Here is a 24,384-nt window from a genome sequence, read left to right as displayed (position 1 = left end):
GCTGACCCCGTTGTCTGAACGAACAATCAAACAGGAGTAACTACCATGAACAAGCTCATCGCAGCAGCAGCACTGACCATCCTGGCCGGCACGTCCTCGGCTTTCGCCCTCCAGCCGATCGAAGGCAGCCTTGACGCCTCGGCTCGCCTGGAAAAGGCACCGGTTGGCTCGATCGTGAGCCACGAGTTCATCTCGAACGGCAAGGAATACAAGGAAACCTATCGCGTCGACAACGACCGCAGCCTGAAGCTGGTGGACCGCGCTGTTTCCAGCGAATCCTAAGCCACGCTGACCCATCGTCTGAACGCACAATCAAACAGGAGTAACTACCATGAACAAGCTTATCGCAGCAGCAGCACTGACCATCCTGGCCGGCACGTCCTCGGCCTTCGCCCTCCAGCCGATCGAAGGCAGCCTTAACTCTTCGGCCCGCCTCGAAAAGGCACCTGTCGGCTCCGTCATGAGCCATGAGTTCATCTCGAATGGCCAGGACTACAAGGAAACCTACAAGGTCCAGGCCGACCGCAGCCTGAAGCTGATCGACCGCGAACAGGTCAAGAATTCCAGCGCTTCGTAATATCGAGCGTTGACCACGGCGTGCCGGCCCAAGTGCCGGAACGCCCGAACATTATGATTGCCTATCCAATGCGCGCCCGGTTTTCATTCCGGGCGCCATTTTTGTTTTCGCTCAGTTACTTGGCGCTGAGGAATTCGCCGACTTCCAGCAGGCTGAACTCGTTGTTGTCGGCCTTGTCGACCGCGCGGCCCGCCGAGAAGGGCAGGTTGTTGTCATTGCCGACGACGATATGCGTGGCATCGACCACATCGACATTCTCGATCGTGACGAACGGCATGTCATAGACCCCGTCCTTGGAGCCGGCGAGCTTCTTGTTGTCGGGATCCTTGATATCAAGCAGATCGATATAGCCGATCTTGCGGACGGACTTGCCGACATTGGCGTCGCTCATCTCGATCTTGTAGATGCGCTTGTGCTTGGAGGGATTGTTGAAGCAATCCGGTTTCGGCTGCTTGGGATCTGCGCAGGCCTTGTCGGCGGTGCCGGCGCCGTTGTCGCGCTCGATCACCAGGGCCGTGGTCGCATCAATCATGTTGAAATCGCCGATGGCTTCTCCGCCTTCCGACAGCGGATAGAGCCAGCTGCGGCCGGTCCAGGCCGTGGAGGCCACGTCGAATTCGATGACGCGCAGCGCTGTCAGGCCATCGACCTTTTCGACCGATCCATCCTCCAGGAAAAGCGGACCTTCCAGCAGACCATAGAGCTTGCTGCCGTCCTTCGACATGGCAAGACCTTCATAGCCACCGGAGCGCTTCAGGTTGAAGACAGGTGCCTTGGCGGCGGGATTGGCCTGGACCTGAAGGGTGGGGTGGTCGGGCGAGAGAACCGGCTTGCCATCCACCATGGTGCCGACCACGTCGGTCAGGCGGCCTTCCAAGTCGAACTTCAGCAGATAGGGACCGAATTCTTCGCCGATCCAGAAGCCATCGGCAACCGGCTGGATCGATTCGATGTCGAAATCCGCGCCGGTGAGGTAGCGGCTGTCGCTGCCCTCCATGGCGATCGGGAAGGGCGCGAGCTTGTTGGGATCAGACAGGAAAAGGTTCTTGACCACCTCAGCCTTGTTGGCGGCCCAGTCAAACTTCATCTGGTGCAGGAAGAGCATGGCATCGGAAGAGTTGGCCTTGCCGCCGAAACCGTTGTCGGAGAGCGTCCAGAAGGTGCCATCCGCCATTGTCTTGATGCCGGAGAAGCCCTGCACCGGCTGGCCGTCGAGCGGCAGCTTCACGTCGGTGACGCGCGCGCCGTCCTTTCCGGGCACGGTGCCAAGCGCTTCGGTGCGCTTGCGGTCCGCTGTGGTGAACTTGCCCGAGGTTTTCAGATAGCTGGGCGCGTCTGCCGGCGCGGCAACAACCGTATTGGCCGGCAGGATGGCCTGGCCAACGAGCTTCGCGGCGAACGTCTTTTCTTCGGCATGGGCGCCGGCGGCAGAAAGGATCAACAGGGAAACAGAGGTGAAAAGCGCTTTTTTCATGAACGACACCATTTGCAAGGGGGATGGGACGCGGCATCGATAGTCGCGCCAGGTGTCGGGCCGATTGCGGATGGATGAAGTTTTGGTGACGGAACAGCGGCTCAGCGGGCCGAGGTCAGGGTCAGCCAGCGCCCGGGCGGCATGCCATACGTCCGCTTGAAATGCCGCGTGAAATGGCTCTGGTCGGCAAAGCCCGCCGCCAATGCCGCCTCCGCCAGCCGCTCTCCTTGCCGCATCAGCCGGCGTGCCAGGTCCAGCCGGCGCATCACCTGATATCGATGAGGGCTGGTCGCATAGGCCAGTCGAAACTGACGCGCCAGCGTATAGCGGTCTAGGCCCGCGACACGCTCAAGTTCCTCGGACCCGACCTCGCGCATACAGTTATCAGCCAGATAATCCCGGCAGATCCTGACGGCCTTCGACACCTGACCCGTTGCAGTGCCGCGGGTCCTGGAATGCATGGCCAACCTGTCGCCGAGCATGGCGACCAGGCCATCGGCGGCCAGTTCGCCACCACCCGCATCGAATTCGGCCAGCCACGACCCGAGATCATCCCGAAAGCCCTTGTCGGCCACAACAGGGTCGGCGACGAAAGGCAGCGCGTCTTGAGCGCCCGCGGCGGCGATCAGCGCGGGCGGTACATAGATCATGCGATAGAGCAGGCCGGTCTCTGTGCCGGCCGCGCCGTCGTGCAATTCGTCGGGATGCAGGACGATGACATTGCCGGGCAGGCTGAAGCGCTGCGCGCCGCGATAGCGGAAGGTCTGCACGCCCTGCAGCGTGATCCCGATGGCATAGGTGTCATGGCGATGCGGCGCAAAGGCCTCGCCGCGAAATGCTGCCTCGATCTGTTCGATGCCCTCGGGTGCTGCGACGACCCGCAATCGATCCTCCCGCACCGGCTTGCACGAACGTTCAAGACGGTCGGATGCGTCAACCGCTAGGTCGGGGCCTCGGAAACCCAGCTGTGAGTTCTCATTCATGTTCGATACCAAGATCGTCGTCGTCCTCCGGGAAGATCTCGCCCCGTGGCAGAAGCTCAACGTGACCGCCTTCCTGGCGACCGGAATTGCCGCCCAGCATCCGGGCATAACAGGCGAAGCATACAGGGATGCTGCGGGAAACGTCTACAATCCGCTCAGCATCCAGCCCATTGTCGTGCTGGCGGCGGACCAGGAGACGCTTCGCACCATCCATCGCCGGGCGCTGGAACGACAGATCACGGCCTCGCTTTATGTCGAGGAGATGTTCTCCACCGGCCACGATGCTGATAATCGCGCGGTTTTTGCGAAATTCACGCCTGATGATGCCCGAGTCGCCGGCATTGCTTTCCGTGCCGACAAAAAGATTGCCGACAAGGTGACTAAAGGCGCCCGGATGCATGCCTGACGGTCAGGTCTCGCGGGCGTCGACGTCGAGCGCAAGCACCGCGAAGCTCGCCAGCCAGTGTTCGCCCATATAGTCGCCGGCGACATGGGGCAGGGCCACGGCGAGATGCCGTTCGGCCGCACTTTCCATCAGCGCGGCCCTGATATCGGTCGGGGGCAGGGACCGGGCTAGTGCCCGCCAGCACCAGGCGCGGCTGAGGCTGAGACCGTCGAGATGGGCGATCTTGCCATCGGAGCGATCCGAAACGGTGGCGGGATGAAACAGCGTCGCCGGCATGCCCTCGGCGATTTGCGGAAGGAAGCGTTCGAACCAGGGCAGGAAATCCTTGGCCGGCATGAGGCGGCGCATGCATTCGGCCTCGATCAGCGCCGACGACAGGAAGTCATCGCCTGATGGCTCGCCCCAGGCGGGGCAGGCCTCGTCGCGGCCATACCAGCGACGCGCAGTTCCCTTCAGCAGATCGAGCAGGCCGTCATCGCCGGTCTTTTCCGCAAAATCCGCCGCCAGCCGCAATGCGAAGGCCGTATTGAAATGGGTGCCGACACGAACCGGATAGGATGCGAGCGGCAGGAAAGCCGTGAAGCGGTTGACGATGCGGCCCGTCAATGGCGCCAGTGCTTCGCTCCAGGCAGGCTTCTCATGCCCTTGCAGTTCGGCGGCGAGCTTGAGCAGCCATGCCCAGCCATAGGGACGCTCATAGCCGCGGGCGAGTGGCCGGTCGAAATAGGCGCATTCTCCGGCAATCTTCTCGGGCGTCAGCATCTTGCCGAACAGATTGCGGATCGCATCCGCTGACGGGATGTGCGGGAAAAGCCGCAGCAGTCGCGCCAGCATCCAGTAGCCATGCACGCAGGAATGCCAGTCGAAGCTGCCGTAAAACACCGGATGCAGGTCGGACGGGGCGAGCGCATCGCCAGGACCTTGCAGACCGTGGGAGATGTGGTTGGGATATTCCCGCGTCACATGCGAGAGGGCGATCAGCGCGAAACGCTCAGCCCGGCTTGCGTCCAGTCCTGCCGTCATCGTTTCAGCCCTTCTCTTTTTCGTCGCTGTCAGTTCCCATAATGGAGGTTATATCGCCCCAGTCCAGCCGCCTTGCCTCGCGAAACGCATCGCCATGGCGGCGGCTGACGGTCACCTCTGCGGCCGATCCATCGCTGCGACAGAGCTTCAGCCTTGCCACGCCACTCGCCAGCCGCGGTGGAGCGAGGACGCGCGCGGCGGGCGGCTCGATCTTGTCGCGCGAGGCGGCGATGAAGATGTATTTTTCATCCTCCCACGGCACCTCTCCCTGCTTTGCCAGTCGATGCGTGCGCGAGCGCGCCACCCGCCGGGAGAAATGGCACCAGTCGGGCGAGACGATCGGGCAGGGCGCGGCATGAGGACAGGGGGCGACCAGATGGGCGCCCTGATCCATGAGCGCCTGCCGCACCGCCAGGATCCGCCGCCAACCGGCAGGCGTCCCCGGTTCGATAATCACGATCATGGACGAGGTCAGCGCCCAGAGCCGCCGTGTGACATCGACAATTGCCGTCCCCTCGATCTCATCAAGGACATAGGCGAGCGTAACGAGCTCGGCCGGCTGCAGCGTGGGGAACGGCTTGAGCAGATCGGCGGCCCGCCAGTCGCAGGGAAAGCCAAGGGGTCGCGACAGAGCTTCGCCAACGCTGCGGATGGCGGGGCTTGCCTCCAGCATGGTGGCCTTGGCCAGAGACGGCCAGCAATCTGCCGCCGCCCAGAGCGCGGTGCCGGGCCCGGCCCCGACATCGATGAGGCTCGCGGGCGAGAAGCCAGGCGCCAGGTCCTCCACCATGCCCAAGGCGGCACGCACGGCGGCGAAGGTGGCGGGTAGGCGCGTCGCGAGATAGGCCTTGGCCGCCAGATCGTCATCGATATGGAAGGCGCCGTCGCGAACCTCCTTGCGGTAGCGGTTCGACAGCCGTTCGCTGGCTTGCGTCAGCCGTTCGATCGGCTGATTGGCCAGAGCGCTGTCAACGGCTTGTCGGAGAGCAGTAGGCAGTTCCATGGCTCAAGTCTCTTCTTCGCGACCATCGATGCGAGGGCTCAGCGGCGTGCTTCCCATTCCGGCCGCAACAGCGACATCATGACAAGATCCGCCCGGGTCTCGTTGGGCAGCAAGGCCGCCTGGCGCTTGATGCCTTCCTCGACAAAGCCGAGCTTGGCATAGACGTGGCGTGCGCGATCATTATAGGCGACGACATTCAGCCACAGCCGAAAAGCCGCTGTCTCCGCGAACGTCCAGTCGATGACGGTCCGCAACAGCGCGCTGCCAAATCCCGCATCCGCATAGCGCACGGCGATCCGCTTGATGCAGACATTGCCGCCCCGGTCGTCCAAGTCGTTCAACAGGGTAAAACCGATGGGCTGCCGCCGGTCGTCCAGACCGATGAGATAGCGCCAGTTCGGATCGACCAGATGGCGGATATGGGTGGCCTCATCAAACTGTCCGATGAAGCGATCCATGTCAGGCAGTCTCTCCACCTGCATGATGAAGGGAATGTCGTAAGCCTCGCCGCGTCGAACCGCGACCATCGCGCCTAAAACTCCACGGCTTCGATGCGTTTGCCGACGAAGCGCAGGCCAATGCCGCCATTGATCAGCTTCAGGGCCGCATCGCCGAACAGTTCCCGCCGCCAGCCATGCATGGCCGGCACGTCAGCAGCTTCGCCTTCGACGGCGATCCGGTCCAGGTCTTCGCTGTTGGCGATCATCTTCGCGGCCACGCCATGCTTTTCGGAGGTCAGCCGCAGCAGTACCTTGAGCAGTTCGACGGCCGAGGCCGTGCCGTCGGGGGCGTGGCCCTGGCGCGGCATATGCGGCATGTCGGCCTTGGGCAAGGCCAGCGCTGCATTGACAGCCTCGATGATCGCCGCGCCACTGCTGGAGCGCTCCCAACCCTTGGGGATAGTCCGTAGCCGGCCGAGCGACTCGCTGTCCTTCGGCTGCTGCTGGGCGATTTCATAGATCGCGTCGTCCTTCAGCACGCGCGAGCGCGGCACGTTCCGGGCCCGAGCTTCCCGCTCCCGCCAGGCCGCGACGAATTTCAGGACGGCCAGTTCCTGCGGCTTGCGCAGCCGCATCTTCAGCCGCTGCCACGCATCGTCGGGATGCAGGTCATAGGTTTCGCGCGATTCCAGGATCGCCATTTCCTCAGACAGCCAGTGGGCGCGGCCTTCGCGCTCGAGTTCTGCCTTCAGATAGAGATAGACGTCGCGCAGATGGGTGACGTCGGCCAGTGCATATTCCAACTGCTTTTCCGACAGCGGCCGGCGGCTCCAGTCGGTGAAGCGCGAGGTCTTGTCGATATGGACGTTCTTCACCTTCTGCACCAGCTGGTCATAGGAGACGCTGTCGCCGAAGCCGCAGACCATGGCCGCCACCTGGGTGTCGAAGATCGGATGCGGAATGAGATTACCGAGATGGAAGACGATTTCGATGTCCTGCCGCGCGGCATGGAACACTTTGACGACTGAAGTATCGGCCATCAATTCGAAGAAGGGGGCGAGGTCCAGGCCCGGCGCCAGCGGGTCGATCAGGACTTCATGATCGGGGCTTGCCATCTGGATCAGACAGAGCTCCGGCCAAAACGTCGTTTCCCGCAGGAACTCCGTATCAACGGTGACGAATTCGGATTTGGCGAGGGTCCTGCAGGCTTCCGCAAGGGCGGCGGTGGTTACGATCATGTGAGCTCGGCATCGAAGAAATACAAGATTAACCTTCCTTCCCCTTATGGCCGGCGATGTCAATACAAAGCCGGCCCTGCTGTGCCCGACAGGCGGGATAGAGGACCGTTTCTCGATGTCTGTGGCGCTGATGCCTATATCAGGGTGACGTATTCATGGCCCGCCGGATCGCGGCTATGTTCTTTCGGTGCACGTCCTCATACGGCTCGAAATAGAGCACCGCGCCTGCGGCGATATGGTCTGCAATGAAGGTGTGAAGCGGAATGTCGCTGAGACCGGGCTCATCGATGCGCGAAAGCAGCCGCTGCAGATACCGGCTATTGGCATGGATCAGCTCCGTTCCATATCCACCCTCGGCAATCCGGGTCTTGTCTCCGTGATCGGGCAAGAGGTGGCGGATCGGCAGCGCGCCAAGCCGTGCCAGTTCCTCGATATGCTTGGTGAGGAAGTCCGGCTCCGAGACATAGGTGATCGTATCTTCCACGGTGTCGCCGGCCAGCAATATGCCGCTATCGGGCAGCCACAACACGGTGCCGTCGGCGCTGTGGATATCAAACTGCATCAGCTCTACCGCACGACCGCCGAGCGACAGGGACAGCTGGCCTTCAAAAAGGCGCGTCGGCATGACCACCGGGCTGATCGGCGGATCGCCGTTTTCCAGCTTGCGGCGATTGGTCTCCATCGCGGCGGCGGTCAGCCGGTTGGCGATGATCTCGCAATCGGCGAACACGGCATTTCCCGCAATGTGGTCGGTGTGCCAGTGGCTGAGAACGACAGTGATGCGCGACACGCCAAGGCTTTCGAGATGGTCGCGCACGGCCCGCGCATGATCGAGCGACGTATGGGTGTCGTAGACGATCGCTTCCTTACCGGAGACCAGGGCATAGGTAGCGATCCCCAGCTTGTAGGCGCCGTCATCGAGCCAGTTGTCGTGTGCGCCATGCAGGCGCTTGCCGGGGATTCGACCATCATAATAGGCAAACAGCCCGGGATGCGGCTGAAGCACTGATATCGTGGCGGCGAGGTTTGTCATGGGCAAGGCTTCCTGTCTGGCTGGGACGGCATGAGGGATCGCCGGAAACGGGAAGTCAAGCCAGGCGACCATTGCCCATCAGGTTATCCGGAAATAGCCGGTCATGCCGGTCTTCTGGTGCTCGATGATATGGCAATGAAACACCCAGTCGCCTGGATTGTCGGCAACGACCGCAAGCTGCACCTTTTCGTCCGGCAGCACGAGATAGGTATCGGAGATCAGTGGCGCGACCGGCCCCTTGGAGGACGCGAGCACCTTGAAATTGGTGCCGTGCAGATGGATCGGATGGGCATGCGGCGTCAGGTTTTCCAGGTTGAGCAGATAGGTTCGGCCAAGCTTCAGTTCCGCAAGCGGCGCTGTCGGATCGGCGCTGTCCCCCGGCCACGGCACCTTGTTTATGGCCCAGAAGGAATAACCGAGCGTGCCGCAGATCGAATCCCTGGATGCCTGTTCGGCCGTCGCACTCAGCACCAGCGGGATTTCCGTGGCGCCCTTGATATCCGCTTCGAAGGGCGGATTGGGTTGCAGTGGCTTGATGTCGCCGAGCGAGCGATTGAGCGACGTGCCGACCGCGCGGAATGTCGCCACCACCTTCGGTGTTGAGGGTCGCAGATCCATGAGGCGCACCATCTGGCCTTCGCCATCGGGTGCCCGCATGACAAGATCCAGCCGCTGGCCGGGTGAAACGACGGTGAGATCAAGTGGGTACGGCGACGCCACCGGCTGCCCGTCCAGGGCGACCACCACGGCCTCCCCGCCGTCGAGCTTGAGATTGTAGATGCGGGTGACGTCGGTGGCGGCAATACGCACACGCACAAGCCCGCCGGCCGGCACGTCTTCGACCGGGTCGATCTGCCAGTTGGCGGTGCGCACCGTGCCGAAGGTTCCGGTTTTTGCCGCATCGCGCGCCTTGAACTGCTCGATGAACTGCCCATCGCTGCCCAGCCGGAAATCGCGGAGATTGAGCACCACCTCGCCATCGAAAACGGGGTCGGCCGGGTCCTCGACGATCAGCATGCCGCTCATGCCGCGGCCGATCTGCGTCAGCGTGTTGCAATGGGGGTGATACCAGAAAGTACCAGCATCCGGCGGCGAGAAGGCATAGTCAAAACTGTCGCCGGCATAGACATAAGGCTGGGTCAGGAACGGCACGCCGTCCATGGCGTTGGGCAGGCGGATGCCATGCCAGTGGATCGTCGTCGGCTCATCCAGCCGGTTAATCAGCCGCGCCGCGAAAGGCTTGCCCCGCTGCGTCCGGATCGTCGGCGGCAGGTAGCCATGCGGCGATACCTCGACCTGCGAGCCTGCACTCGTATAGGCCATCACGCCTTTCGTTACATTGCGGCCGTCCAGCATCGCGTCCGCGAAACGGGCGTCGAGCAGCAGCGGATCCGGGGCTGCAAAGGCTTTGCCGAGCGGACCCGCAAGCCCCGCGCCAAGGCCGAACGCGCCCACCACGGCCGAGCCCTTCAGAAGTGTGCGGCGTGAGATCGAGATCATGGAAACATCCTGCAGCCTATGGATGCCAATTTCATAAACCTGACTTGAGGGATCAGCAATATCAGGGGCACCGGCGGATTGCCGCAGTGCTTAGCGGTCGTCGGGCTTTTCCGACGGCGGCGTATCCGCCAGTTTGGCGAAATAGGTGGAGGTCCTGAGCAGCGAGCGGAACCGCATCCAGCGGCGCCCGGTGGGCACGCCATCGCGCACGAGCATGCGCTGCAGCGTGTAGATCATGAACAGGAGCAGCACCCCGGCCGTATAGTAGAACAGCGCCTTGGGGCCGAAATGATCGAGCATGACGGAGGCAAAGAGCGGGCCGATGATCGCGCCGAGCGACCAGAAGAACAGCGTGCCGGCCGATACCAGCGCATGCTGTCCCGGTGCCGCGTGATCATTGGCATGGGCGGAACAGAGCGAATAGAGCGGCATGGCGAAGGCGCCGAAAACGAAGATACCGATATAGTTGAGCCAGGCATTGGAGCCCGCCACCAGCGCGATGAACAGGCCGGCGGCGAAGGCGCCGAAGGTGGCCACCAGGATGATCAGGCGGCGGTCGAGCTTGTCGGAATAGTGGCCGAGCGGGTATTGCAGCACGACGCCCGCGAAGATGCCCACGCTCATGAAGGTGGCGATCGCCGTGATCGTCAGCCCGATGCCCTCGGCATAAACAGGGCCTAGCGAGCGGAAGCTGGAATTGGTGAGCCCGACGACGATGCAGCCGACAGTGGCGAGCGGCGAGACATTCCAGAGCGCCTTGATGTCGAAGCGGACCGCCTCCGGCGCCGAGGGGCTGGAGCGGTCTGCGAACGAGATCGGCACCAGCGACAGGGTCAGCGCCATTGAAATGATGGCGAACAGCTGGAACCCGTCAATGCCGACGGCCGGGATGACGAACTGCGCCAGCGTCACCGATCCCAGATCGACAAAGCGATAGACCGACAGCGTCCTGGCCCGGGTGGAATTATCCACCCTGGCATTCAGCCAGCTTTCGACCACGGCAAACAGGCCGGCAAAACAGATGCCCTGCAAGAGCCGCATGATGAACCATGACGTCGGGTGGATGAACAGCACCATGCAGATCGATGCTGCCGAGGCGATGGCGGCAAGGGCGGAGAAGGTCCTGATATGGCCGATTTCCCGGATGACGCGGGTAATGTAGATACAGCCGATGGCAAAGCCGATATTGTAGCCCGTGCCGATCACCCCAATCATCGAGGCGGAGAAGCCCTCCTCCAGCGCACGCAGCGAAATGAACGTTCCCTGGAGGCCGTTGCCGCCGATCAGGATGCCGGCGGTGACGAGCAGGGGTATCAGCGGGCGAATATCATGCATGGGAACTCGGGCGCGGCGGAGTTGGCATCAAGATGACGCCGCGAAGCATTCACCAATAAACCAGCAGGGCGACCGAAAACAGAGCAAAACGCTCAACAGATGTGCATTCTTCCTGTTTTGGCACGCCGCCCGAACCACAGCAGGTCGCGGTGATTCGGATTCATGCGCCCTGCTGTAGACTTTTGTTTTCGCATGTCTTTGTCCCAAAACCGGTGCCCACTTTTGGGAGACATGCTTTAGAGAAACGGCTGGCCACTGACCGCCTGCAGGAAGGTCGCCGCGACCACGGCGATGCTGGCCAAGGCGCCGACGATGAGGCCCGGCTTCACGAGGCGCGGGGCAAACCGGTCGAGCAGCAGTCCGAGCAGCGGCAGGGCCTGCATGATATGGGTGGCAAAGAAATGCGGCACGCGCAGATCGCCGCCAGACCGCGACCAGCCGAACAGGGGCAGGCCGCCGATGTCGGTCTTGATGCCACCGACCCAATGGCCGGGACCATCGATCGCGCCGCTGCCCAGAACAAAGGCCGTGATCAGGGTCAGGATCGAACCGATGATCAGCCCCCAGCCGCCACCGAGCCGCAGTCCGGCACGTGCATCTGCTGCCGGCCGCGCCAGCAGATAGAGACCGAAAACCATGCTGGAGAGGACGAGCAGCGTCGCACCGGCGCCCATCACGCTATAGGCCGTGGCCTCGAAGGCCGTATCGGCGTTAAAATGGGACGCCCGGCCGCGCGCCGCCTGTATCGTGATGTAGAGGATTTCACCCGCCGCCGTAAGGGCCGCGATCAGAGCTGCGAGCCGCAGCCCGCGAGCAGCCCGGGCAAGGGGGTCGATCAGCGGCAGGAGCCATACCAGCGTGCCGAGCAGCACGATCAGCGACGTCTGGAACTTCAGCGGTTTCGACCACATGCTGATGCCGTTCAGCGTGCGCTCGTCGATGAAGACGGCAATGAGGCTTGGCAGCATCAGCCCCAGTTGCAGGCCGATGGCCAAGACGAGCAGGAGGCGCGCCTGCTGCGCCAGCAAGGCTGTCTGCTCTGACGGCGCAGAGGCCGGTTCGATGCCGGGTGCGGCAAAGCTAGCGGAAATGGCAGTGGTCATGGATCAGGCCTTTCTGGGAGCGAGCGCGGCGTCCGTGACGCGGGTGACATAGAAGATGAGCAGGCCGATCGGCCCGAACATGAAGGTGCCGATCAGCAGCGGCGCCTGCAGGATCCGGCTCCAGCCCCTCCGGTCAGCCTCCGCGGCGATCCAGAGGCCGACAAAGAGATCGAAGGCGAGATAATGCACCCAGCCAGCGACCAGCCCGCCGTCGCTCAGGAACAGCGCCCTGACCTCCGCAATCGAGTTAAAGCCACCATCCTCAATGCGAAAGAAGAACACGAAGATCAGGACCGCATACAGCAAGGCCAGCCCGCCGATCACGCCAAAGCGCAGGAGGTCCATGAGCCACGGCCATCGCGGCAGCAGGAGGAGCGCCACCCAGCCGGCCATGGCGGCGCTGCTGGCGGCTGAAAACAGGGCATCAAACGACATGGAAACCTCTATCTTGGCAATGACAAGATTGAGGATGAGGATAGATCTTGTCATTGTCAAGATTGATTTTGACGACGCGATCTGGAGTGGTTATGAAGGGTCATGGCAAGACAGAAATCCTATCACCACGGCGACCTGCGCCAGGCCCTGATCGACAATGGCTTGGATATGCTGGAAGAGCATGGCCTCGAAGGCCTGACGCTACGCAAGCTCGCCGCCCGCGTCGGCGTCTCCCATGCCGCCCCCGAGCATCATTTCCCGACCCTAAAGCATCTGCTGACCGCCTTTGCCGTCGAGGGGTTTCGCCTGTTTGCCGCCTTGATGCGCTCCGCCATGGCGGAAGCCGCCGACGATCCGGCAGAGCAGCTGCGCGCCGCTTCCCGCGGCTATCTCGCCTTTGCGAGCACGCATCCGCATCTCTTCCGCCTGATGTTCACCGCCAACCGCCTCGACTGGGACGACCCGGCGCTCGCCCCCCCGGCCAACGCGGCGCACGCGGTGCTCGAGGAAATCTCCGCTCCGGTGGCGCGACGCCTGAAGCGCGACACGCCGGAGGGCAGGGCGGCCGTCGAACAGCTCGTCTGGTCCCAGATCCATGGCCATGCGCATCTGATGATCGACGGCAAGCTGCAGCAGGAGGCCGGTGATGGGTGCGAGCCGTTTGTGCCGCCGCTGGATCTGGCGAGTGTGCTTTTGCCGGGGTGAAGGACTATGGTTTTCGGAGGCAGTAAAGAGGTGTCCTGTGAACGATGAAGTCGAACATCCCGTGCGCAAACAGCTCGAGGCCTACAATGCCCGCGACATCGAGGCCTTCATGCCTTGGTGGGCTGAGGACTGTCAGTATTTTGCTTTTCCATCCACATTGCTGGCAGCAAATGCAGCGGAGATTCGCGCGCGCCACGTTGAGCGCTTCAAGGAACCTGATCTCCATGGGAAGCTGCTGTCACGCATTGTCGTCGGCAATGTCGTCGTCGACCATGAGACGGTCACACGTACCTTTCCGGAAGGAAGAGGTGAGGTCGATGTCATCTGCATCTACGAGATCGAAGATGGCAAGATTGCCAAGGCATGGTTCAAGATGGACGAGCCCCGAATGTGCGCCCCTCGCTTGACGTCGACAGACAATAGATTTCCGCCTCGGACGGAGAGTTTCCCGAGGGCAGGGCCGTCATCGAACAGCTCGTCTGGTCCCAGATCCACGGCCACGCGCATCTGATGATCGACGCAAGCTAAGTGGGATGATGGGACGGGTTGTGAACCGTTTGCGCCGCTGCTGGACCTGGCGAGTGTACTTTTGCTGGGGTGGGGGCTAGTTTGCGCCAACAGGAGACATTGTGGATGCCACCAAACTCCCTGTAGTGTGACGTTGCAAAAGTCAGGAAAACAAGTGTCGCTTTGATCGAAAATTTTGCGAGCCAAATGCAAATTACTTTTCGGCCCATTGAGAGCGACGATCTCCCAGAATTGCGCACATGGTTTAATGATTCGGAGTTATCGCGCCGGCTATCATTTCCAACTGATGATTGGTTCGCCTATGTGACGGCTGGTGCGGATGCCCGTTGCTGGGTAGCGTTGGATGCCGGTAAAGTCATCGCCATGATGCAGGTTGACCGCGAGGATTCTGAGCGAGGCTATCTTGACCTTGCTGTGTACCCCCATCTTAGAGGCCAAGGGATCGGAACGGCGGTCCTAACGGCGTTTCTGTCGGGACCTGGAGTTATCTATAGGATCCTGGAGGGACGAATAGAGCCGGACAATGCAGCAAGCCTCGCTTGCTGCCGACGAAGCGGATTCGAGATTCTGCCTGAGCTTGATGCCGACGGCTTTGTGCCAGCAATTTACCGTTCGTCGCAACAATCCTGACATTCGCCCTGTTCGTAACCAGAGCCGAAATCATTGGGTAGCGCGCAACCAATGTGTTAGGGTAGCGATAAACTGGTGGAGAATGCTATGCCGAGATCTAAGAGCGCCGATGATGGCCTGACCAAGTTTCAGCGCTACCGGCGACAACAGCAGCACCGGGGCATGAAGCAACTGCGCATTTGGGTGCCGGATCCTCAAAGGCCCGAATTTGCCGCCGAGGCCGAGCGGCAAGGTCTGCTCTTGCGCGGCCGTCCCGAGGAAGCCGAAGCACTGGCTTTCATCGCGGCGGCTACTGAATGGCCAGAATCGTGAAAAGAGGTGATCTGGTCACTGTTTCGGCGCAGGGCGATTATGGAAAACCCCGCCCGGCGATCGTGATTCAATCTGATTTTCTCAATGCGGCAGACAGCGTGCTGGTCGTTTTGCTCACCAGCACGATGGCTGATGCGCCGCTTTAACGGTCTGAATGTGGTTTCACAGGTCATGGTGGATAAAATCGTGGCCTATCCGCGCGCCAAATGCGGCCCGGTGATCGGTCATCTTTCCGGTGCCAATATGCTGGCTCTCAACAACATGCTTTCGGTGATGATAGGCCTTGCCGACTGACGGCGATGTTTGTTGCGAATGTTAGGAGTTCGCGACCATTTTGTAGACGGTCAATGACCGCAATGGGTCAGCAGAGACGCGACGCAGCGATCTGCTACGGCCATGCCCGTCTTCTCGATTTAGCATCCGAACCGCCGCGGCCCCTGCTATACGCATCCTTCAAGTCGCGCCAAATCCAGCCCGAACTCCTCTAGCCTTGACAAATCAGCCACACCATGCGCTTTTCCGCCCGATTTTCTATCGGTCGTGCGCCTCATCTGATGGTGCCCTTTCGACCGTCACATTCGGGATACCTGATCATGCATCGTTACCGCAGCCATACCTGTGCCGCTCTTCGCAAGTCCGATGTCGGCGCGACCGTTCGCCTCTCCGGATGGGTCCATCGCGTCCGCGACCATGGCGGCGTGCTGTTCATCGACCTGCGCGATCATTACGGCATCACCCAGGTGGTGGCCGATCCGGATAGCCCGGCCTTCAAGACGGCCGAAACCGTGCGCGGCGAGTGGGTGATCCGCATCGACGGCCTGGTCAAGGCGCGTACCGACGACACGGTCAACAAGGGCATGGCGACCGGCGAGGTCGAGTTGTATGCCCAGGAGATCGAGGTTCTCTCGGCGGCCAAGGAACTGCCGCTGCCGGTCTTCGGCGAGCCCGACTATCCGGAAGACGTTCGTCTCAAGTATCGCTTCCTCGACCTGCGTCGCGAGACCTTGCACAAGAACATTGTTCGCCGCACGCAGATCATTTCCGCCATGCGCTCCGGCATGGGCGAGATCGGCTTTGCCGAATACACGACCCCGATCCTGACGGCCTCCTCGCCGGAAGGTGCGCGCGACTTCCTGGTGCCGAGCCGCATCCATGAAGGCAAGTTCTTCGCGCTGCCCCAGGCGCCGCAGCAGTACAAGCAGCTGTTGATGGTGGCCGGTTTCGACCGCTATTTCCAGATCGCGCCTTGCTTCCGCGACGAAGACCCGCGCGCCGACCGCCTGCCGGGCGAATTCTACCAGCTCGACGTCGAAATGAGCTTCGTCACCCAGGAAGATGTCTGGGGCGCTATGGAGCCGATGATGACGAAGGTCTTCGAGCAGTTCGCCGAAGGCAAGCCCGTCACCAAGCAGTGGCCGCGCATTCCCTATGACGAGGCGATCCGCAAATACGGCTCCGACAAGCCCGACCTGCGCAACCCGATCGTGATGCAGGCCGTCACCGAGCATTTCGCCGGTTCCGGCTTCAAGGTCTTCGCCAACATGATCGCGTCCAACCCCAAGGTCGAGGTCTGGGCGATCCCGGCCAAGACGGGCGGTTCCCGCGCCTTCTGCGACCGCATGAATGCCTGGGCTCAAGGCGCCGGCCAGCCGGGCCTCGGATATATCTTCTGGCGCAAGGAAGGCGACAAGCTCGAGGGCGCCGGCCCGCTCGCCAAGAACATCGGCGAGGAGCGCACCGACGCGATCCGCACCCAGCTTGGCCTCGAAGACGGCGACGCCTGCTTCTTCGTCGCCGGCGATCCATCCAAGTTCTACAAGTTTGCCGGCGAAGCCCGCACCCGTGTCGGTGAAGACCTGAACCTGGTCGACCGCGACCGGTTCGAATTCTGCTGGATCGTCGACTTCCCGTTCTACGAATACAACGAGGAAGAAAAGAAGATCGACTTCGCCCACAACCCCTTCTCGATGCCGCAGGGCGGACTAGAAGCCTTCGACAGCCAGGATCCCCTGTCTCTCAAGGCCTATCAGTATGACGCGGTCTGCAACGGCTTCGAAATCGCCTCGGGCTCGATCCGTAACCAGTCGCCGGAACTGATGGTCAAGGCCTTCGAGAAGGTGGGCCTCAGCCAGACGGATGTCGAGGAGCGCTTCGGCGGCCTCTACCGTGCCTTCCAATATGGAGCGCCTCCGCATGGCGGCTGCGCCTTCGGCATCGACCGCGTGGTCATGCTGCTGGTCGGCGCCAAGAACCTGCGCGAAATCTCGCTGTTCCCGATGAACCAGCAGGCCCAGGACCTGCTGATGAACGCCCCGTCGCCGGCAACGCCGACGCAGCTGCGCGAACTGGCGCTGCGCGTGGTGCCGACGCCGAAGAAGGACTGATATCGGGTCCGATATGACAGCGAAATGGCGGCCGCGTGCCGCCATTTTCGTTTTTGGTGATTGCAAGTTGGTGGCCGAACACCAGCCATCGCCCGTCCGTGCGCCTGGAACTTTATCCCTCCGGTCCTGTTGATACGGCAGTTCAACGGAAGGAAGAAGACTATGCGCAAACCCCTTACGCTCACGCTGGCTGCAGTACTCGGCCTGTCTGCCACCGCATTCGCCCAGGACACCATTATCGTCAGGGACCCGACGGTCACCGGATCCGTGGTCGTTGGTGCTCCGCCGCCGCCGGCCGTTCGCACCTACATCCTGGAACAGCGCGCTCCGTCCGTGGTGTATGAGGGAGAGGTTGTCGTCGGGGCTCCGCTGCCCCAGGCCGTCGAACTCTATCCGGTCGCCGAGCATGACGGCTACGCCTACACCATCGTCAATGAGCGTCGCGTTCTGGTCGATCCGCAGACCCGCGAGATCATCGAAGTCATCAACTGACGGAACGTGCATCATCAGACAAAAATGCCCGGCTTGATTCAAGCCGGGCATTTTTATGTGCAATAGGGATTCAGACGAAGCGAGGATTACTCGTTCGAGGTCACGGCGACGTTCAGCATCTTCACCAGCGTCTCCGGCGCGCCCATGGCGGCACCCATGATCATCGGGAACGGAACCGGGTTTTCCGGCGCAGCGCTGACTGTGATGTTCTCCGGCTTGTCGAGATAGGCATTCACGGCGGCGGACACCGTGTTCTGCAACTCGCCGAGCTTCAACTGCGACAGGCCGATCGGCACCATGGCCTTGACCAACTGCTTCATCTGGTCCGCGCTCTGGCCCTGCTGGGCACCGGCATATTCGAGGCCGCGCTGTGTGATGCCGGCATCGGCAAAGCTGATTTCGGCGCCGGTAAACGACATCTGCTGCATCAGGCCAAGCATGGCAATGCCGGCCGCCTGCTGCGCCTGCTCGTCATTCGGCTTGTCCTGCATCGTCTTTGCCGTGGACTGCAATTCCTTCACTAGCGCCATGGTGAAGCCGCTGAAGCCGAAGGAGAGGTCGAGGCGACCGATATTGGCGAAATCGAGCGAGTATTCCTCGATGTCGAAGGCGCCGCTTGCCAGTTCCCAGCTTCCCTTCGTGGTGAAATCGCCCTCGATCTTCTGGAGGCCCAGCTTCTCGATGGCGTCCTTGCTGGCGGGATCATTGACCAGGCTGAGATCGGCCGAGATGCCGGTGACGGATCCTTCGAATTCCACACCCGAGGCGTCTTCGTACTGCATCAGGCTGCCGACGGCTTCCTTGATGGCGACAACCTGCTTGCCATCCACCACCACGCTGACAGAGCCGCTATGGGCTTCGTCATAAAGCATCACGGAGTCCAGCTTGTCGCCATTCGGATCGGCCGGGACATAGAGGCCTGACAAATAGATGTCCGACGCGGTGATGCGGGTCTTGTCCTCGGTGAAATCGACATTCGGCAGGGTGACCTTGTCGATCGTATAGCTGCCATTGGCCTCGGCCACCACGCCGGTCATCATGATGTCGCCGACGGTGAAGGGCTTGGCATCGGCACCCATGGGCGTGAATGTCGTCTCGCGCAGCGTGACGTCAACGCCTTTGACGTCGACGGTCTTGGCCGCGATGGTTCCACCGCTGCTGGCATAGGCAGCGTTGATTTTCTTCAACAGGTCCTGACCATCAAGCGAGAAAGCCGGGCCAGCCAGTGTCAGGAAGGCGGCACCGGTCAGCAGAAGGCGTGCGTTGCGGGAATAGTTCATAAGGTGGTCCTCTCCATATGGGATGCCGCTGCCGGCGTCAGTCTTGAATTGAAGACGCTGCTTATAGGCTCTGAGTATAAATCATCTATCAATTCCATTCTCCTGACCACAGACTTCTTTTTGGGAGCAAATCACTTTGCCCAGCCCTTAATCCACAGGCCTTTCATGGCATTTTCTTGCTCATGCGGAATATCTCGGCTAGCACCATCAAATGGGAAAAAGCTTAGTGCCGCCCGGCGACGGCGGCGATAACATTCAGCCGGTCGATCTGAAGGCGGCGCTTGAAGAGCGCTACCTCGCCTATGCATTGTCGACGATCATGCATCGCGCCTTGCCGGATGTGCGCGACGGCCTGAAGCCCGTCCACCGACGCATCATCCACGCCATGAGCGAAATGGGCATCCGGCCGAATTCCGCATTCAAGAAATGCGCCCGTATCGTCGGCGATGTCATCGGTAAGTTCCATCCCCATGGCGACCAGTCCGTCTATGACGCGCTGGTCCGCCTGGCGCAGGATTTCTCGCAGCGCTATCCGATTGTCGACGGCCAGGGCAATTTCGGCAATATCGATGGCGACAGCGCGGCGGCCTATCGTTACACCGAAGCCCGCATGACCGACGTTGCGGCGCTGCTGCTCGAGGGTATCGAGCAGGACGCCGTCGATTTCCGCCCGACCTATAACGAGGAGGATGACGAGCCTGCAGTCCTGCCCGGCGCGTTCCCGAACCTGCTGGCCAACGGCTCCTCTGGGATTGCCGTGGGCATGGCGACCTCGATCCCGCCGCACAACGTGCATGAGATTTGCGACGCGGCGCTCTACCTCATCAAGCATCCCGGCGCGCCGGTGGAAGAACTGCTCTACGATCCGGCGCAGCCGCAGAAGGGCGGGATCGAAGGCCCCGATTTTCCGACTGGCGGCGTGATCGTCGAGAGCCGCGAAAGCATGCGGGAAACCTACCGCACGGGTCGCGGCGGTTTCCGCGTGCGCGCCAAATGGGTGATCGAGGATCTCGGCCGGGGCGGCTACCAGATCGTCGTGACGGAAATTCCCTACCAGGTGCAGAAGTCCAGGCTGATCGAGAAGATTGCCGAACTGCTCGTGGCGCGCAAGCTGCCGCTGCTCGATGACGTTCGCGATGAGTCGGCCGAGGATGTACGTGTCGTGCTCGTGCCCAAGAGCCGGACCGTCGATCCGACGATCCTGATGGAGTCGCTGTTCAAGCTGAGCGAGTTGGAAAGCCGCATTCCGCTCAACATGAACGTGCTGTCCATGGGCAAGGTGCCCCGGGTCATGGCGCTGAACGAGGTTCTGACGGAGTGGCTGGCGCACCGCAAGGACGTGCTGATCCGTCGTTCGCGCTTCCGGCTGGCGGCGATCGACCGGCGCCTGGAAATCCTTGATGGCCTGCTGATTGCCTATCTCAACCTTGACGAGGTGATCCGCATCATCCGCGAGGAGGACGAGCCGAAGCCTGTCATGGTCGCGCGCTGGGACCTTACCGACAATCAGGTCGAAGCCATCCTCAACATGCGGCTGCGCAATCTGCGCAAGCTGGAAGAGTTCGAGATCCGCAAGGAGCACGAGGAATTGTCGGCTGAGAAGGCTGAGATCGAGGCTCTGCTCGCATCCGACGACAAGCAGTGGCAGACGATTTCCTGGGAGATCGGCGAGGTCAAGAAGAAGTATGCCAAGGCGACTGAGATCGGCCGGCGGCGTTCGCAGTTTGCTGACGCGCCGGAAGCCGATGTCGAAGCCATCCAGCAGGCGATGATCGAGAAGGAACCGATCACCGTCGTCATCTCCGAAAAGGGCTGGATCCGGGCGCTCAAGGGTCACATTTCCGATGTCTCGACCCTGACCTTCAAGGAAGGCGACGGGTTGCGCGTGGTCTTCCCGGCGCAGACCACCGACAAGATCCTGCTCGTCACAACGGGTGGCAAGGCCTATACGCTCGGCGCCGACAAATTGCCGGGCGGCCGCGGCCATGGCGAACCGATCCGCATCATGGTCGACATGGAAAACGACCAGGACGTGCTGACGGCATTTGTGCACGATCCGGCCCGCAAGCTGATCCTGTCGTCGACCGCCGGCAACGGGTTCATCGTTGCCGAGAGCGAGATGGTGGCCAATACCCGCAAGGGCAAGCAGATCATGAATGTCTCCATGCCCGACGAGACCAAGCTTGTCGTGCCGGTCTCCGGCGACCATGTCGCGGTGGTAGGTGAAAATCGCAAGCTCCTGGTCTTCCCGCTGTCGCAACTGCCGGAAATGACCCGCGGTAAGGGCGTGCGCCTGCAGCGCTACAAGGACGGCGGCATCTCCGATCTACGCTGCTTTGCCATTGCGGACGGTCTTACATGGGCGGACAGCGCCGGGCGCACCTTTACCAAGAACAAGGACGAACTGCTGGAATGGCTGGCTGACCGCGCCTCCGCCGGTCGCGGCGTGCCGAAGGGCTTCCCACGCAGCGGCAAGTTCTCGGGCTGATCACGCCAGGGGAATGGTGTGGTCCCTGAGGAAGCGGGTCGCACCCTCTTCATCGATCTCGCCGGCCGCCACGGCGAGGACGAAGCTGTAAAGCTGGGCGTCGGTGGCCGCGATTTCATAGCCATTTTCCATCAGGAAGACCGCAGCCGTCACGATGGCGATACGCTTGTTGCCGTCAACGAAGGCGTGATTGCGGGCAAGGCCGAAGACATAGGCGGCGGCCAGTTCACAAACATCGTCGCAACCATAGTTCGCCCGGTTGATGGGCCGAGACAAGGCCGATTCTAGGGCGCCTGGGTCGCGAAAACCTAAGGCGCCGCCAAACCTGTCGATCTGCATCCGGTGGAGCGTTTCCGTCACCATGCGCGAAATGAAGATATAATCGGTCATTCCGCAAGCTTTTTCAGTGCCACTTTGTACTTGTCCATGAAACGCTCGGCATGCGCCACCTGACGCTCAAACTCATCGTCCATGGGCGTCATAACGAGCCCTCCGTTTTTTTCTTCAACCGCAAGCGTATCCCCCGCCTTCAGCCCCAGGCGATCCAGGACGTCTTTCGGAATGATGATGCCTTCGGAATTGCCGATCTTGCGGATGGTGATGTTCATGGCCAGGATCCTCAATGTAATAACTAGGTTATAACATACGAGAGGCCATGTTGACAGACAAATTTTGTCAGCCTGGAAGCGCTGTAGTTGCCGTGTTAGGCTTTTGTCGAAGCTGCCACAGCGAATGGCCGATCAGGGCAAGGATCAGGATGGCGCCACCGGTCAGCGTCATCGTCGAGGGGATCTCGGCGAAGATCAGGCCGATCCAGATGGGGGCCAGGACGGTCTCCAGCAGATAGAACATGCCGACTTCGGGGCCGGAGAGATAGCGCGGGCCGGTTGCGAGGCACCAGAAGGCCAGCGGCATCATGATGGCGCCATCAAGCAGGATCCAGCCGGGATTGGCGATCTGAAAACCCTGCGGCAGGGCGATGGCCAGCGCGATCAGCCCCGGAACCACCGCCGCCACCAGCGGAGTGAATCCCATCGGCTGGTCAGATCCGCGGCTCACCGTGATGGCTGAAGCAATCGACAGCGCCGCAATCGCCGCCAACATATCCCCGAACAAATGGCCGCCGGAAAGGCTGCTGCCGACGATCAGTGACACGCCGGCGAGCATGATGGCCATGGTCAGAAGTGTGGAGCCGCTTGGTCGCTCCTTCATGAACACCCAGGACAGCAGCGCGCAGATCATCGGGCTGCAGGCGAGGATGAAAACGGTGTTGGCGACCTCGGTGTAATAGATCGAAGCCAGGAAGGTGACGGTCGCGATGCCGTAGAAAAAGCCCGCCAGCAGCCCTCGCCGGCCGGGCACGAGGGCAGGGCGGTGGGCGGTCAACAGCCGGATGGCGCCCCAGGCGAGAATTGCGGCTGCGAATGTGGACAGGCTGCGCAGCGCAATCACCGACCACACGGTGCCGTCGCCAAGCCGCACCAGCGGCGTATCAAAGGACAGCATCAGCCCGCCAAAGGCGGTCAGCAGCAGCCCCCTGCCATGCGGGGTCATTGAGGAAAATGTCATTTGCCGTCGCTGTCGTTTGACGCCGCGACGCGCTCCCACCCCTGGCTCAGCAGGTGCTCCTGCGGCAGAAAGCGCTTCTTGTAGTCCATCTTGCGGGAACCGCGAACCCAATAGCCCAAATAGACATGCGGCAGGCCGAGGGCTTGGGCGCGGGCGATATGGTCGAGCACCATGAATGTGCCGAGCGAACGCTTTTCGAGTTCGGGGTTGAAGAACGAGTAGACCATGGAGATGCCGTCGCCCATCATGTCGCTGAGCGCGACGCCGATGAGTTCGCCCTTCGCCCCTTCCAGCAGACCCCCGCGTCCCGTTTTCAGCCGATATTCGATGATGCGGGTTTCGACATGGGTATCTTCCACCATGATCGCATAATCGAGCGCCGACATGTCGGACATGCCGCCGCTCTGGTGGCGATCGTCGAGATAGCGGCGAAACAGGGAGAATTGCTCGGTCGAGGGCTGCGCATGAAAGACGGTGGCGACCACATCCCGGTTGGCTGCCAGCACCCGGCGCATGGAGCGGCCGAGCGTGAATTCCTTGGCCAGCACCCGGACGGACACGCAGGCGCGGCAGGTTTCGCAGGCCGGCCGATAGGCGATGTTCTGCGAGCGCCGGAAGCCTCCCTGGGTTAGCAGGTCGTTCATGTCGCTCGCGCGCGGACCGACGAGATGGGTGAAGACCTTTCTCTCCATCTCTCCGGGCAGATACGGGCAAACCGCAGGCGCCGTCAGATAAAATTGCGGAGAGGGTGTGGTCTGGGTATTCATCGGGCGGGGCTGGTCTGCCTGTGGTTCGGATCAGTGTGACAGCATGGCGCAAGATTTGGAAACGTCAACCAGATCATGGCCGTGACCCCAGGAAGTGTCACAAAATGCGGCGCGTCGTTGCGAAACGACGCGCCGCTGAAGGTGTCAGGATGTCCGCACGGCCGCGGTTCCAAGCAGCAGGTCGTGGATCAGGCGCGAGCGATCGGTGAAGAGGCCGGCCAGCAGGATGAGCGGGGTCAGCACCGAATTCAGGATCCAGAACAGCGCCAGATGCGCAATCGCAGTCACGAAGTCGATCTTGCGGCCGTCAAGCCGCACCATGGCCATGCCCATGGCCCGCATGCCGGCGGTCGCCTGGAACGGACCCGCCAGCGAGATGCCAAAATAGAGGCCGGCCACCAGCACGAACAGCACCGGGTAGAGCATCCAGCCCAAGCCGAGCGTGAAAACGCCGAGGAAGAACACCACGATGGCGGCGGGCACCCAGAGGATGGCCACAATCATGTAGTCGATGATGAAGGCGAACACACGGCGCGACAGGACGCCGCTATAGGCGCGCCAGTCTTCCGGTGCGGCATAGGTCGAGTTCGGGTCAAGCGCCATGGTTTGTCTCCTTATGGTTCAACCCAGATATGGGATGTCGTAAGCGGCAAACAATGGCGTTCCGGCGGTGGCAAGC

Annotated in this window: 29 protein-coding genes; 12 read left to right on the top strand and 17 right to left on the bottom strand. The window is 61.7% G+C overall.

Annotated features, from left to right (window positions below; genetic code table 11):
* Positions 1-45 precede the first annotated feature (45 nt).
* Both B9A97_RS21265 and B9A97_RS21260 read left to right on the top strand, forming a co-directional pair.
* Positions 46-282: a hypothetical protein gene (locus B9A97_RS21265; protein WP_084367823.1), complete on the top strand. Its 237-nt coding sequence runs from the start codon at positions 46-48 to the stop codon at positions 280-282.
* A 49-nt stretch (positions 283-331) separates the two neighbouring features.
* Positions 332-577 (top strand): hypothetical protein, encoded by a 246-nt coding sequence (locus tag B9A97_RS21260; RefSeq protein ID WP_084367822.1) that lies wholly within the window; start codon positions 332-334, stop codon positions 575-577.
* A gap of 115 nt (positions 578-692) precedes the next feature.
* Here the strand turns inward: B9A97_RS21260 and B9A97_RS21255 are convergent, their stop codons facing one another.
* Complete coding sequence (locus tag B9A97_RS21255) at positions 693-2,051, bottom strand: esterase-like activity of phytase family protein (protein ID WP_084367842.1); 1,359 nt, start codon at positions 2,049-2,051, stop codon at positions 693-695.
* A 101-nt stretch (positions 2,052-2,152) separates the two neighbouring features.
* The gene (locus B9A97_RS21250) at positions 2,153-2,935 is read right to left on the bottom strand and encodes an AraC family transcriptional regulator (RefSeq protein ID WP_244564304.1); all 783 of its coding nucleotides are present in this window, start codon (positions 2,933-2,935) and stop codon (positions 2,153-2,155) included.
* Between the two features lie 97 nt (positions 2,936-3,032).
* On the opposite strand from B9A97_RS21250, the gene B9A97_RS21245 reads away from it, so the two are divergent.
* Complete coding sequence (locus B9A97_RS21245) at positions 3,033-3,440, top strand: DUF2000 family protein (protein ID WP_084367820.1); 408 nt, start codon at positions 3,033-3,035, stop codon at positions 3,438-3,440.
* A gap of 3 nt (positions 3,441-3,443) precedes the next feature.
* Here B9A97_RS21245 and B9A97_RS21240 read toward each other — a convergent pair whose 3' ends face one another.
* The 9 genes from B9A97_RS21240 to B9A97_RS21200 all read right to left on the bottom strand — a co-directional run bounded on the left by B9A97_RS21240 (position 3,444) and on the right by B9A97_RS21200 (position 12,550).
* Positions 3,444-4,463 (bottom strand): DUF2891 domain-containing protein, encoded by a 1,020-nt coding sequence (locus B9A97_RS21240; RefSeq protein ID WP_084367819.1) that lies wholly within the window; start codon positions 4,461-4,463, stop codon positions 3,444-3,446.
* 4 nt (positions 4,464-4,467) lie between these two features.
* Positions 4,468-5,466, bottom strand: a complete 999-nt coding sequence (locus B9A97_RS21235) for a small ribosomal subunit Rsm22 family protein (protein WP_084367818.1) — start codon at positions 5,464-5,466, stop codon at positions 4,468-4,470.
* Between the two features lie 38 nt (positions 5,467-5,504).
* Positions 5,505-5,993 (bottom strand): GNAT family N-acetyltransferase, encoded by a 489-nt coding sequence (locus B9A97_RS21230; RefSeq protein WP_084367817.1) that lies wholly within the window; start codon positions 5,991-5,993, stop codon positions 5,505-5,507.
* Positions 5,994-5,998: 5 nt separating this feature from the next.
* Entirely contained in the window at positions 5,999-7,144 is a 1,146-nt protein-coding gene (gene rnd / locus B9A97_RS21225; protein ID WP_084367816.1) for a ribonuclease D, read from the bottom strand.
* A 139-nt stretch (positions 7,145-7,283) separates the two neighbouring features.
* Positions 7,284-8,177, bottom strand: coding sequence for an MBL fold metallo-hydrolase (locus tag B9A97_RS21220; RefSeq protein ID WP_084367815.1), 894 nt, complete (start codon positions 8,175-8,177; stop codon positions 7,284-7,286).
* Positions 8,178-8,255: 78 nt separating this feature from the next.
* On the bottom strand, positions 8,256-9,677 hold the full coding sequence (locus B9A97_RS21215) for a multicopper oxidase family protein (RefSeq protein ID WP_084367814.1): 1,422 nt from the start codon (positions 9,675-9,677) through the stop codon (positions 8,256-8,258).
* Positions 9,678-9,767: 90 nt separating this feature from the next.
* On the bottom strand, positions 9,768-11,012 hold the full coding sequence (locus B9A97_RS21210) for an MFS transporter (protein WP_084367813.1): 1,245 nt from the start codon (positions 11,010-11,012) through the stop codon (positions 9,768-9,770).
* Between the two features lie 236 nt (positions 11,013-11,248).
* Complete coding sequence (locus B9A97_RS21205) at positions 11,249-12,115, bottom strand: hypothetical protein (protein WP_084367812.1); 867 nt, start codon at positions 12,113-12,115, stop codon at positions 11,249-11,251.
* 3 nt (positions 12,116-12,118) lie between these two features.
* Complete coding sequence (locus B9A97_RS21200; RefSeq protein WP_084367841.1) at positions 12,119-12,550, bottom strand: abscisic acid-deficient protein Aba4 family protein; 432 nt, start codon at positions 12,548-12,550, stop codon at positions 12,119-12,121.
* A 102-nt stretch (positions 12,551-12,652) separates the two neighbouring features.
* Between B9A97_RS21200 and B9A97_RS21195 the strand changes: the two genes are divergently transcribed.
* The 8 genes from B9A97_RS21195 to B9A97_RS21165 all read left to right on the top strand — a co-directional run bounded on the left by B9A97_RS21195 (position 12,653) and on the right by B9A97_RS21165 (position 17,601).
* Entirely contained in the window at positions 12,653-13,255 is a 603-nt protein-coding gene (locus tag B9A97_RS21195; RefSeq protein ID WP_084367811.1) for a TetR/AcrR family transcriptional regulator, read from the top strand.
* 37 nt (positions 13,256-13,292) lie between these two features.
* Positions 13,293-13,766, top strand: a complete 474-nt coding sequence (locus B9A97_RS21190) for a nuclear transport factor 2 family protein (protein WP_084367810.1) — start codon at positions 13,293-13,295, stop codon at positions 13,764-13,766.
* Between the two features lie 179 nt (positions 13,767-13,945).
* Positions 13,946-14,413: a GNAT family N-acetyltransferase gene (locus B9A97_RS21185; RefSeq protein WP_084367809.1), complete on the top strand. Its 468-nt coding sequence runs from the start codon at positions 13,946-13,948 to the stop codon at positions 14,411-14,413.
* Between the two features lie 162 nt (positions 14,414-14,575).
* Positions 14,576-14,725 (top strand): antitoxin MazE-like protein, encoded by a 150-nt coding sequence (locus B9A97_RS21180; RefSeq protein WP_244564306.1) that lies wholly within the window; start codon positions 14,576-14,578, stop codon positions 14,723-14,725.
* The gene (locus B9A97_RS30425; RefSeq protein WP_348532418.1) at positions 14,710-14,871 is read left to right on the top strand and encodes a type II toxin-antitoxin system PemK/MazF family toxin; all 162 of its coding nucleotides are present in this window, start codon (positions 14,710-14,712) and stop codon (positions 14,869-14,871) included. The genes B9A97_RS21180 and B9A97_RS30425 overlap by 16 nt, the downstream gene beginning before the upstream one ends.
* Positions 14,858-15,019 (top strand): hypothetical protein, encoded by a 162-nt coding sequence (locus B9A97_RS30420; protein WP_348532417.1) that lies wholly within the window; start codon positions 14,858-14,860, stop codon positions 15,017-15,019. Before B9A97_RS30425 ends, B9A97_RS30420 begins: the two co-directional genes overlap by 14 nt.
* 299 nt (positions 15,020-15,318) lie before the next feature.
* Entirely contained in the window at positions 15,319-17,109 is a 1,791-nt protein-coding gene (gene aspS, locus B9A97_RS21170) for an aspartate--tRNA ligase (protein WP_084367807.1), read from the top strand.
* Positions 17,110-17,271: 162 nt separating this feature from the next.
* Positions 17,272-17,601 (top strand): DUF1236 domain-containing protein, encoded by a 330-nt coding sequence (locus B9A97_RS21165; protein WP_084367806.1) that lies wholly within the window; start codon positions 17,272-17,274, stop codon positions 17,599-17,601.
* 86 nt (positions 17,602-17,687) lie between these two features.
* Here the strand turns inward: B9A97_RS21165 and B9A97_RS21160 are convergent, their stop codons facing one another.
* Positions 17,688-18,881, bottom strand: coding sequence for a hypothetical protein (locus tag B9A97_RS21160; protein ID WP_084367805.1), 1,194 nt, complete (start codon positions 18,879-18,881; stop codon positions 17,688-17,690).
* A 211-nt stretch (positions 18,882-19,092) separates the two neighbouring features.
* Between B9A97_RS21160 and parC the strand changes: the two genes are divergently transcribed.
* A complete protein-coding gene (parC, locus tag B9A97_RS21155) occupies positions 19,093-21,369 on the top strand; it encodes a DNA topoisomerase IV subunit A (protein ID WP_084367804.1) in 2,277 nt (758 codons plus the stop codon).
* On the opposite strand, the gene B9A97_RS21150 is transcribed toward parC, so the two are convergent.
* The 5 genes from B9A97_RS21150 to B9A97_RS21130 all read right to left on the bottom strand — a co-directional run bounded on the left by B9A97_RS21150 (position 21,370) and on the right by B9A97_RS21130 (position 24,308).
* Positions 21,370-21,759, bottom strand: coding sequence for a type II toxin-antitoxin system death-on-curing family toxin (locus B9A97_RS21150; protein ID WP_084367803.1), 390 nt, complete (start codon positions 21,757-21,759; stop codon positions 21,370-21,372).
* On the bottom strand, positions 21,756-21,977 hold the full coding sequence (locus B9A97_RS21145) for an AbrB/MazE/SpoVT family DNA-binding domain-containing protein (RefSeq protein ID WP_084367802.1): 222 nt from the start codon (positions 21,975-21,977) through the stop codon (positions 21,756-21,758). The genes B9A97_RS21150 and B9A97_RS21145 overlap by 4 nt, the downstream gene beginning before the upstream one ends.
* A gap of 67 nt (positions 21,978-22,044) precedes the next feature.
* Positions 22,045-22,938, bottom strand: a complete 894-nt coding sequence (locus B9A97_RS21140) for a DMT family transporter (protein WP_084367801.1) — start codon at positions 22,936-22,938, stop codon at positions 22,045-22,047.
* Entirely contained in the window at positions 22,935-23,705 is a 771-nt protein-coding gene (locus B9A97_RS21135; RefSeq protein ID WP_084367800.1) for an arginyltransferase, read from the bottom strand. The genes B9A97_RS21140 and B9A97_RS21135 overlap by 4 nt, the downstream gene beginning before the upstream one ends.
* A gap of 144 nt (positions 23,706-23,849) precedes the next feature.
* Positions 23,850-24,308, bottom strand: a complete 459-nt coding sequence (locus tag B9A97_RS21130) for an RDD family protein (protein WP_084367799.1) — start codon at positions 24,306-24,308, stop codon at positions 23,850-23,852.
* Between the last annotated feature and the right edge of the window lie 76 nt (positions 24,309-24,384).

The sequence above is a fragment of the Rhizobium sp. RU36D genome (genome assembly GCF_900176345.1).
GTDB lineage: Bacteria > Pseudomonadota > Alphaproteobacteria > Rhizobiales > Rhizobiaceae > Allorhizobium.
This window is presented reverse-complemented; position numbering and strand designations above follow the sequence as displayed.

Bases quoted from the DNA above. Each gene is read 5' to 3' on its own strand.
- B9A97_RS21265 (WP_084367823.1), top strand. From the start codon at position 46: ATGAACAAGCTCATCGCAGCAGCAGCACTGACCATCCTGGCCGGCACG.
- B9A97_RS21260 (WP_084367822.1), top strand. From the start codon at position 332: ATGAACAAGCTTATCGCAGCAGCAGCACTGACCATCCTGGCCGGCACG.
- B9A97_RS21255 (WP_084367842.1), bottom strand. From the start codon at position 2,051: ATGAAAAAAGCGCTTTTCACCTCTGTTTCCCTGTTGATCCTTTCTGCC.
- B9A97_RS21245 (WP_084367820.1), top strand. From the start codon at position 3,033: ATGTTCGATACCAAGATCGTCGTCGTCCTCCGGGAAGATCTCGCCCCG.
- B9A97_RS21240 (WP_084367819.1), bottom strand. From the start codon at position 4,463: ATGACGGCAGGACTGGACGCAAGCCGGGCTGAGCGTTTCGCGCTGATC.
- B9A97_RS21235 (WP_084367818.1), bottom strand. From the start codon at position 5,466: ATGGAACTGCCTACTGCTCTCCGACAAGCCGTTGACAGCGCTCTGGCC.
- B9A97_RS21230 (WP_084367817.1), bottom strand. From the start codon at position 5,993: ATGGTCGCGGTTCGACGCGGCGAGGCTTACGACATTCCCTTCATCATG.
- rnd (WP_084367816.1), bottom strand. From the start codon at position 7,144: ATGATCGTAACCACCGCCGCCCTTGCGGAAGCCTGCAGGACCCTCGCC.
- B9A97_RS21220 (WP_084367815.1), bottom strand. From the start codon at position 8,177: ATGACAAACCTCGCCGCCACGATATCAGTGCTTCAGCCGCATCCCGGG.
- B9A97_RS21215 (WP_084367814.1), bottom strand. From the start codon at position 9,677: ATGATCTCGATCTCACGCCGCACACTTCTGAAGGGCTCGGCCGTGGTG.
- B9A97_RS21210 (WP_084367813.1), bottom strand. From the start codon at position 11,012: ATGCATGATATTCGCCCGCTGATACCCCTGCTCGTCACCGCCGGCATC.
- B9A97_RS21205 (WP_084367812.1), bottom strand. From the start codon at position 12,115: ATGACCACTGCCATTTCCGCTAGCTTTGCCGCACCCGGCATCGAACCG.
- B9A97_RS21200 (WP_084367841.1), bottom strand. From the start codon at position 12,550: ATGTCGTTTGATGCCCTGTTTTCAGCCGCCAGCAGCGCCGCCATGGCC.
- B9A97_RS21195 (WP_084367811.1), top strand. From the start codon at position 12,653: ATGGCAAGACAGAAATCCTATCACCACGGCGACCTGCGCCAGGCCCTG.
- B9A97_RS21180 (WP_244564306.1), top strand. From the start codon at position 14,576: ATGAAGCAACTGCGCATTTGGGTGCCGGATCCTCAAAGGCCCGAATTT.
- B9A97_RS30425 (WP_348532418.1), top strand. From the start codon at position 14,710: ATGGCCAGAATCGTGAAAAGAGGTGATCTGGTCACTGTTTCGGCGCAG.
- B9A97_RS30420 (WP_348532417.1), top strand. From the start codon at position 14,858: ATGCGCCGCTTTAACGGTCTGAATGTGGTTTCACAGGTCATGGTGGAT.
- aspS (WP_084367807.1), top strand. From the start codon at position 15,319: ATGCATCGTTACCGCAGCCATACCTGTGCCGCTCTTCGCAAGTCCGAT.
- B9A97_RS21165 (WP_084367806.1), top strand. From the start codon at position 17,272: ATGCGCAAACCCCTTACGCTCACGCTGGCTGCAGTACTCGGCCTGTCT.
- B9A97_RS21160 (WP_084367805.1), bottom strand. From the start codon at position 18,881: ATGAACTATTCCCGCAACGCACGCCTTCTGCTGACCGGTGCCGCCTTC.
- parC (WP_084367804.1), top strand. From the start codon at position 19,093: ATGGGAAAAAGCTTAGTGCCGCCCGGCGACGGCGGCGATAACATTCAG.
- B9A97_RS21150 (WP_084367803.1), bottom strand. From the start codon at position 21,759: ATGACCGATTATATCTTCATTTCGCGCATGGTGACGGAAACGCTCCAC.
- B9A97_RS21145 (WP_084367802.1), bottom strand. From the start codon at position 21,977: ATGAACATCACCATCCGCAAGATCGGCAATTCCGAAGGCATCATCATT.
- B9A97_RS21140 (WP_084367801.1), bottom strand. From the start codon at position 22,938: ATGACATTTTCCTCAATGACCCCGCATGGCAGGGGGCTGCTGCTGACC.
- B9A97_RS21135 (WP_084367800.1), bottom strand. From the start codon at position 23,705: ATGAATACCCAGACCACACCCTCTCCGCAATTTTATCTGACGGCGCCT.
- B9A97_RS21130 (WP_084367799.1), bottom strand. From the start codon at position 24,308: ATGGCGCTTGACCCGAACTCGACCTATGCCGCACCGGAAGACTGGCGC.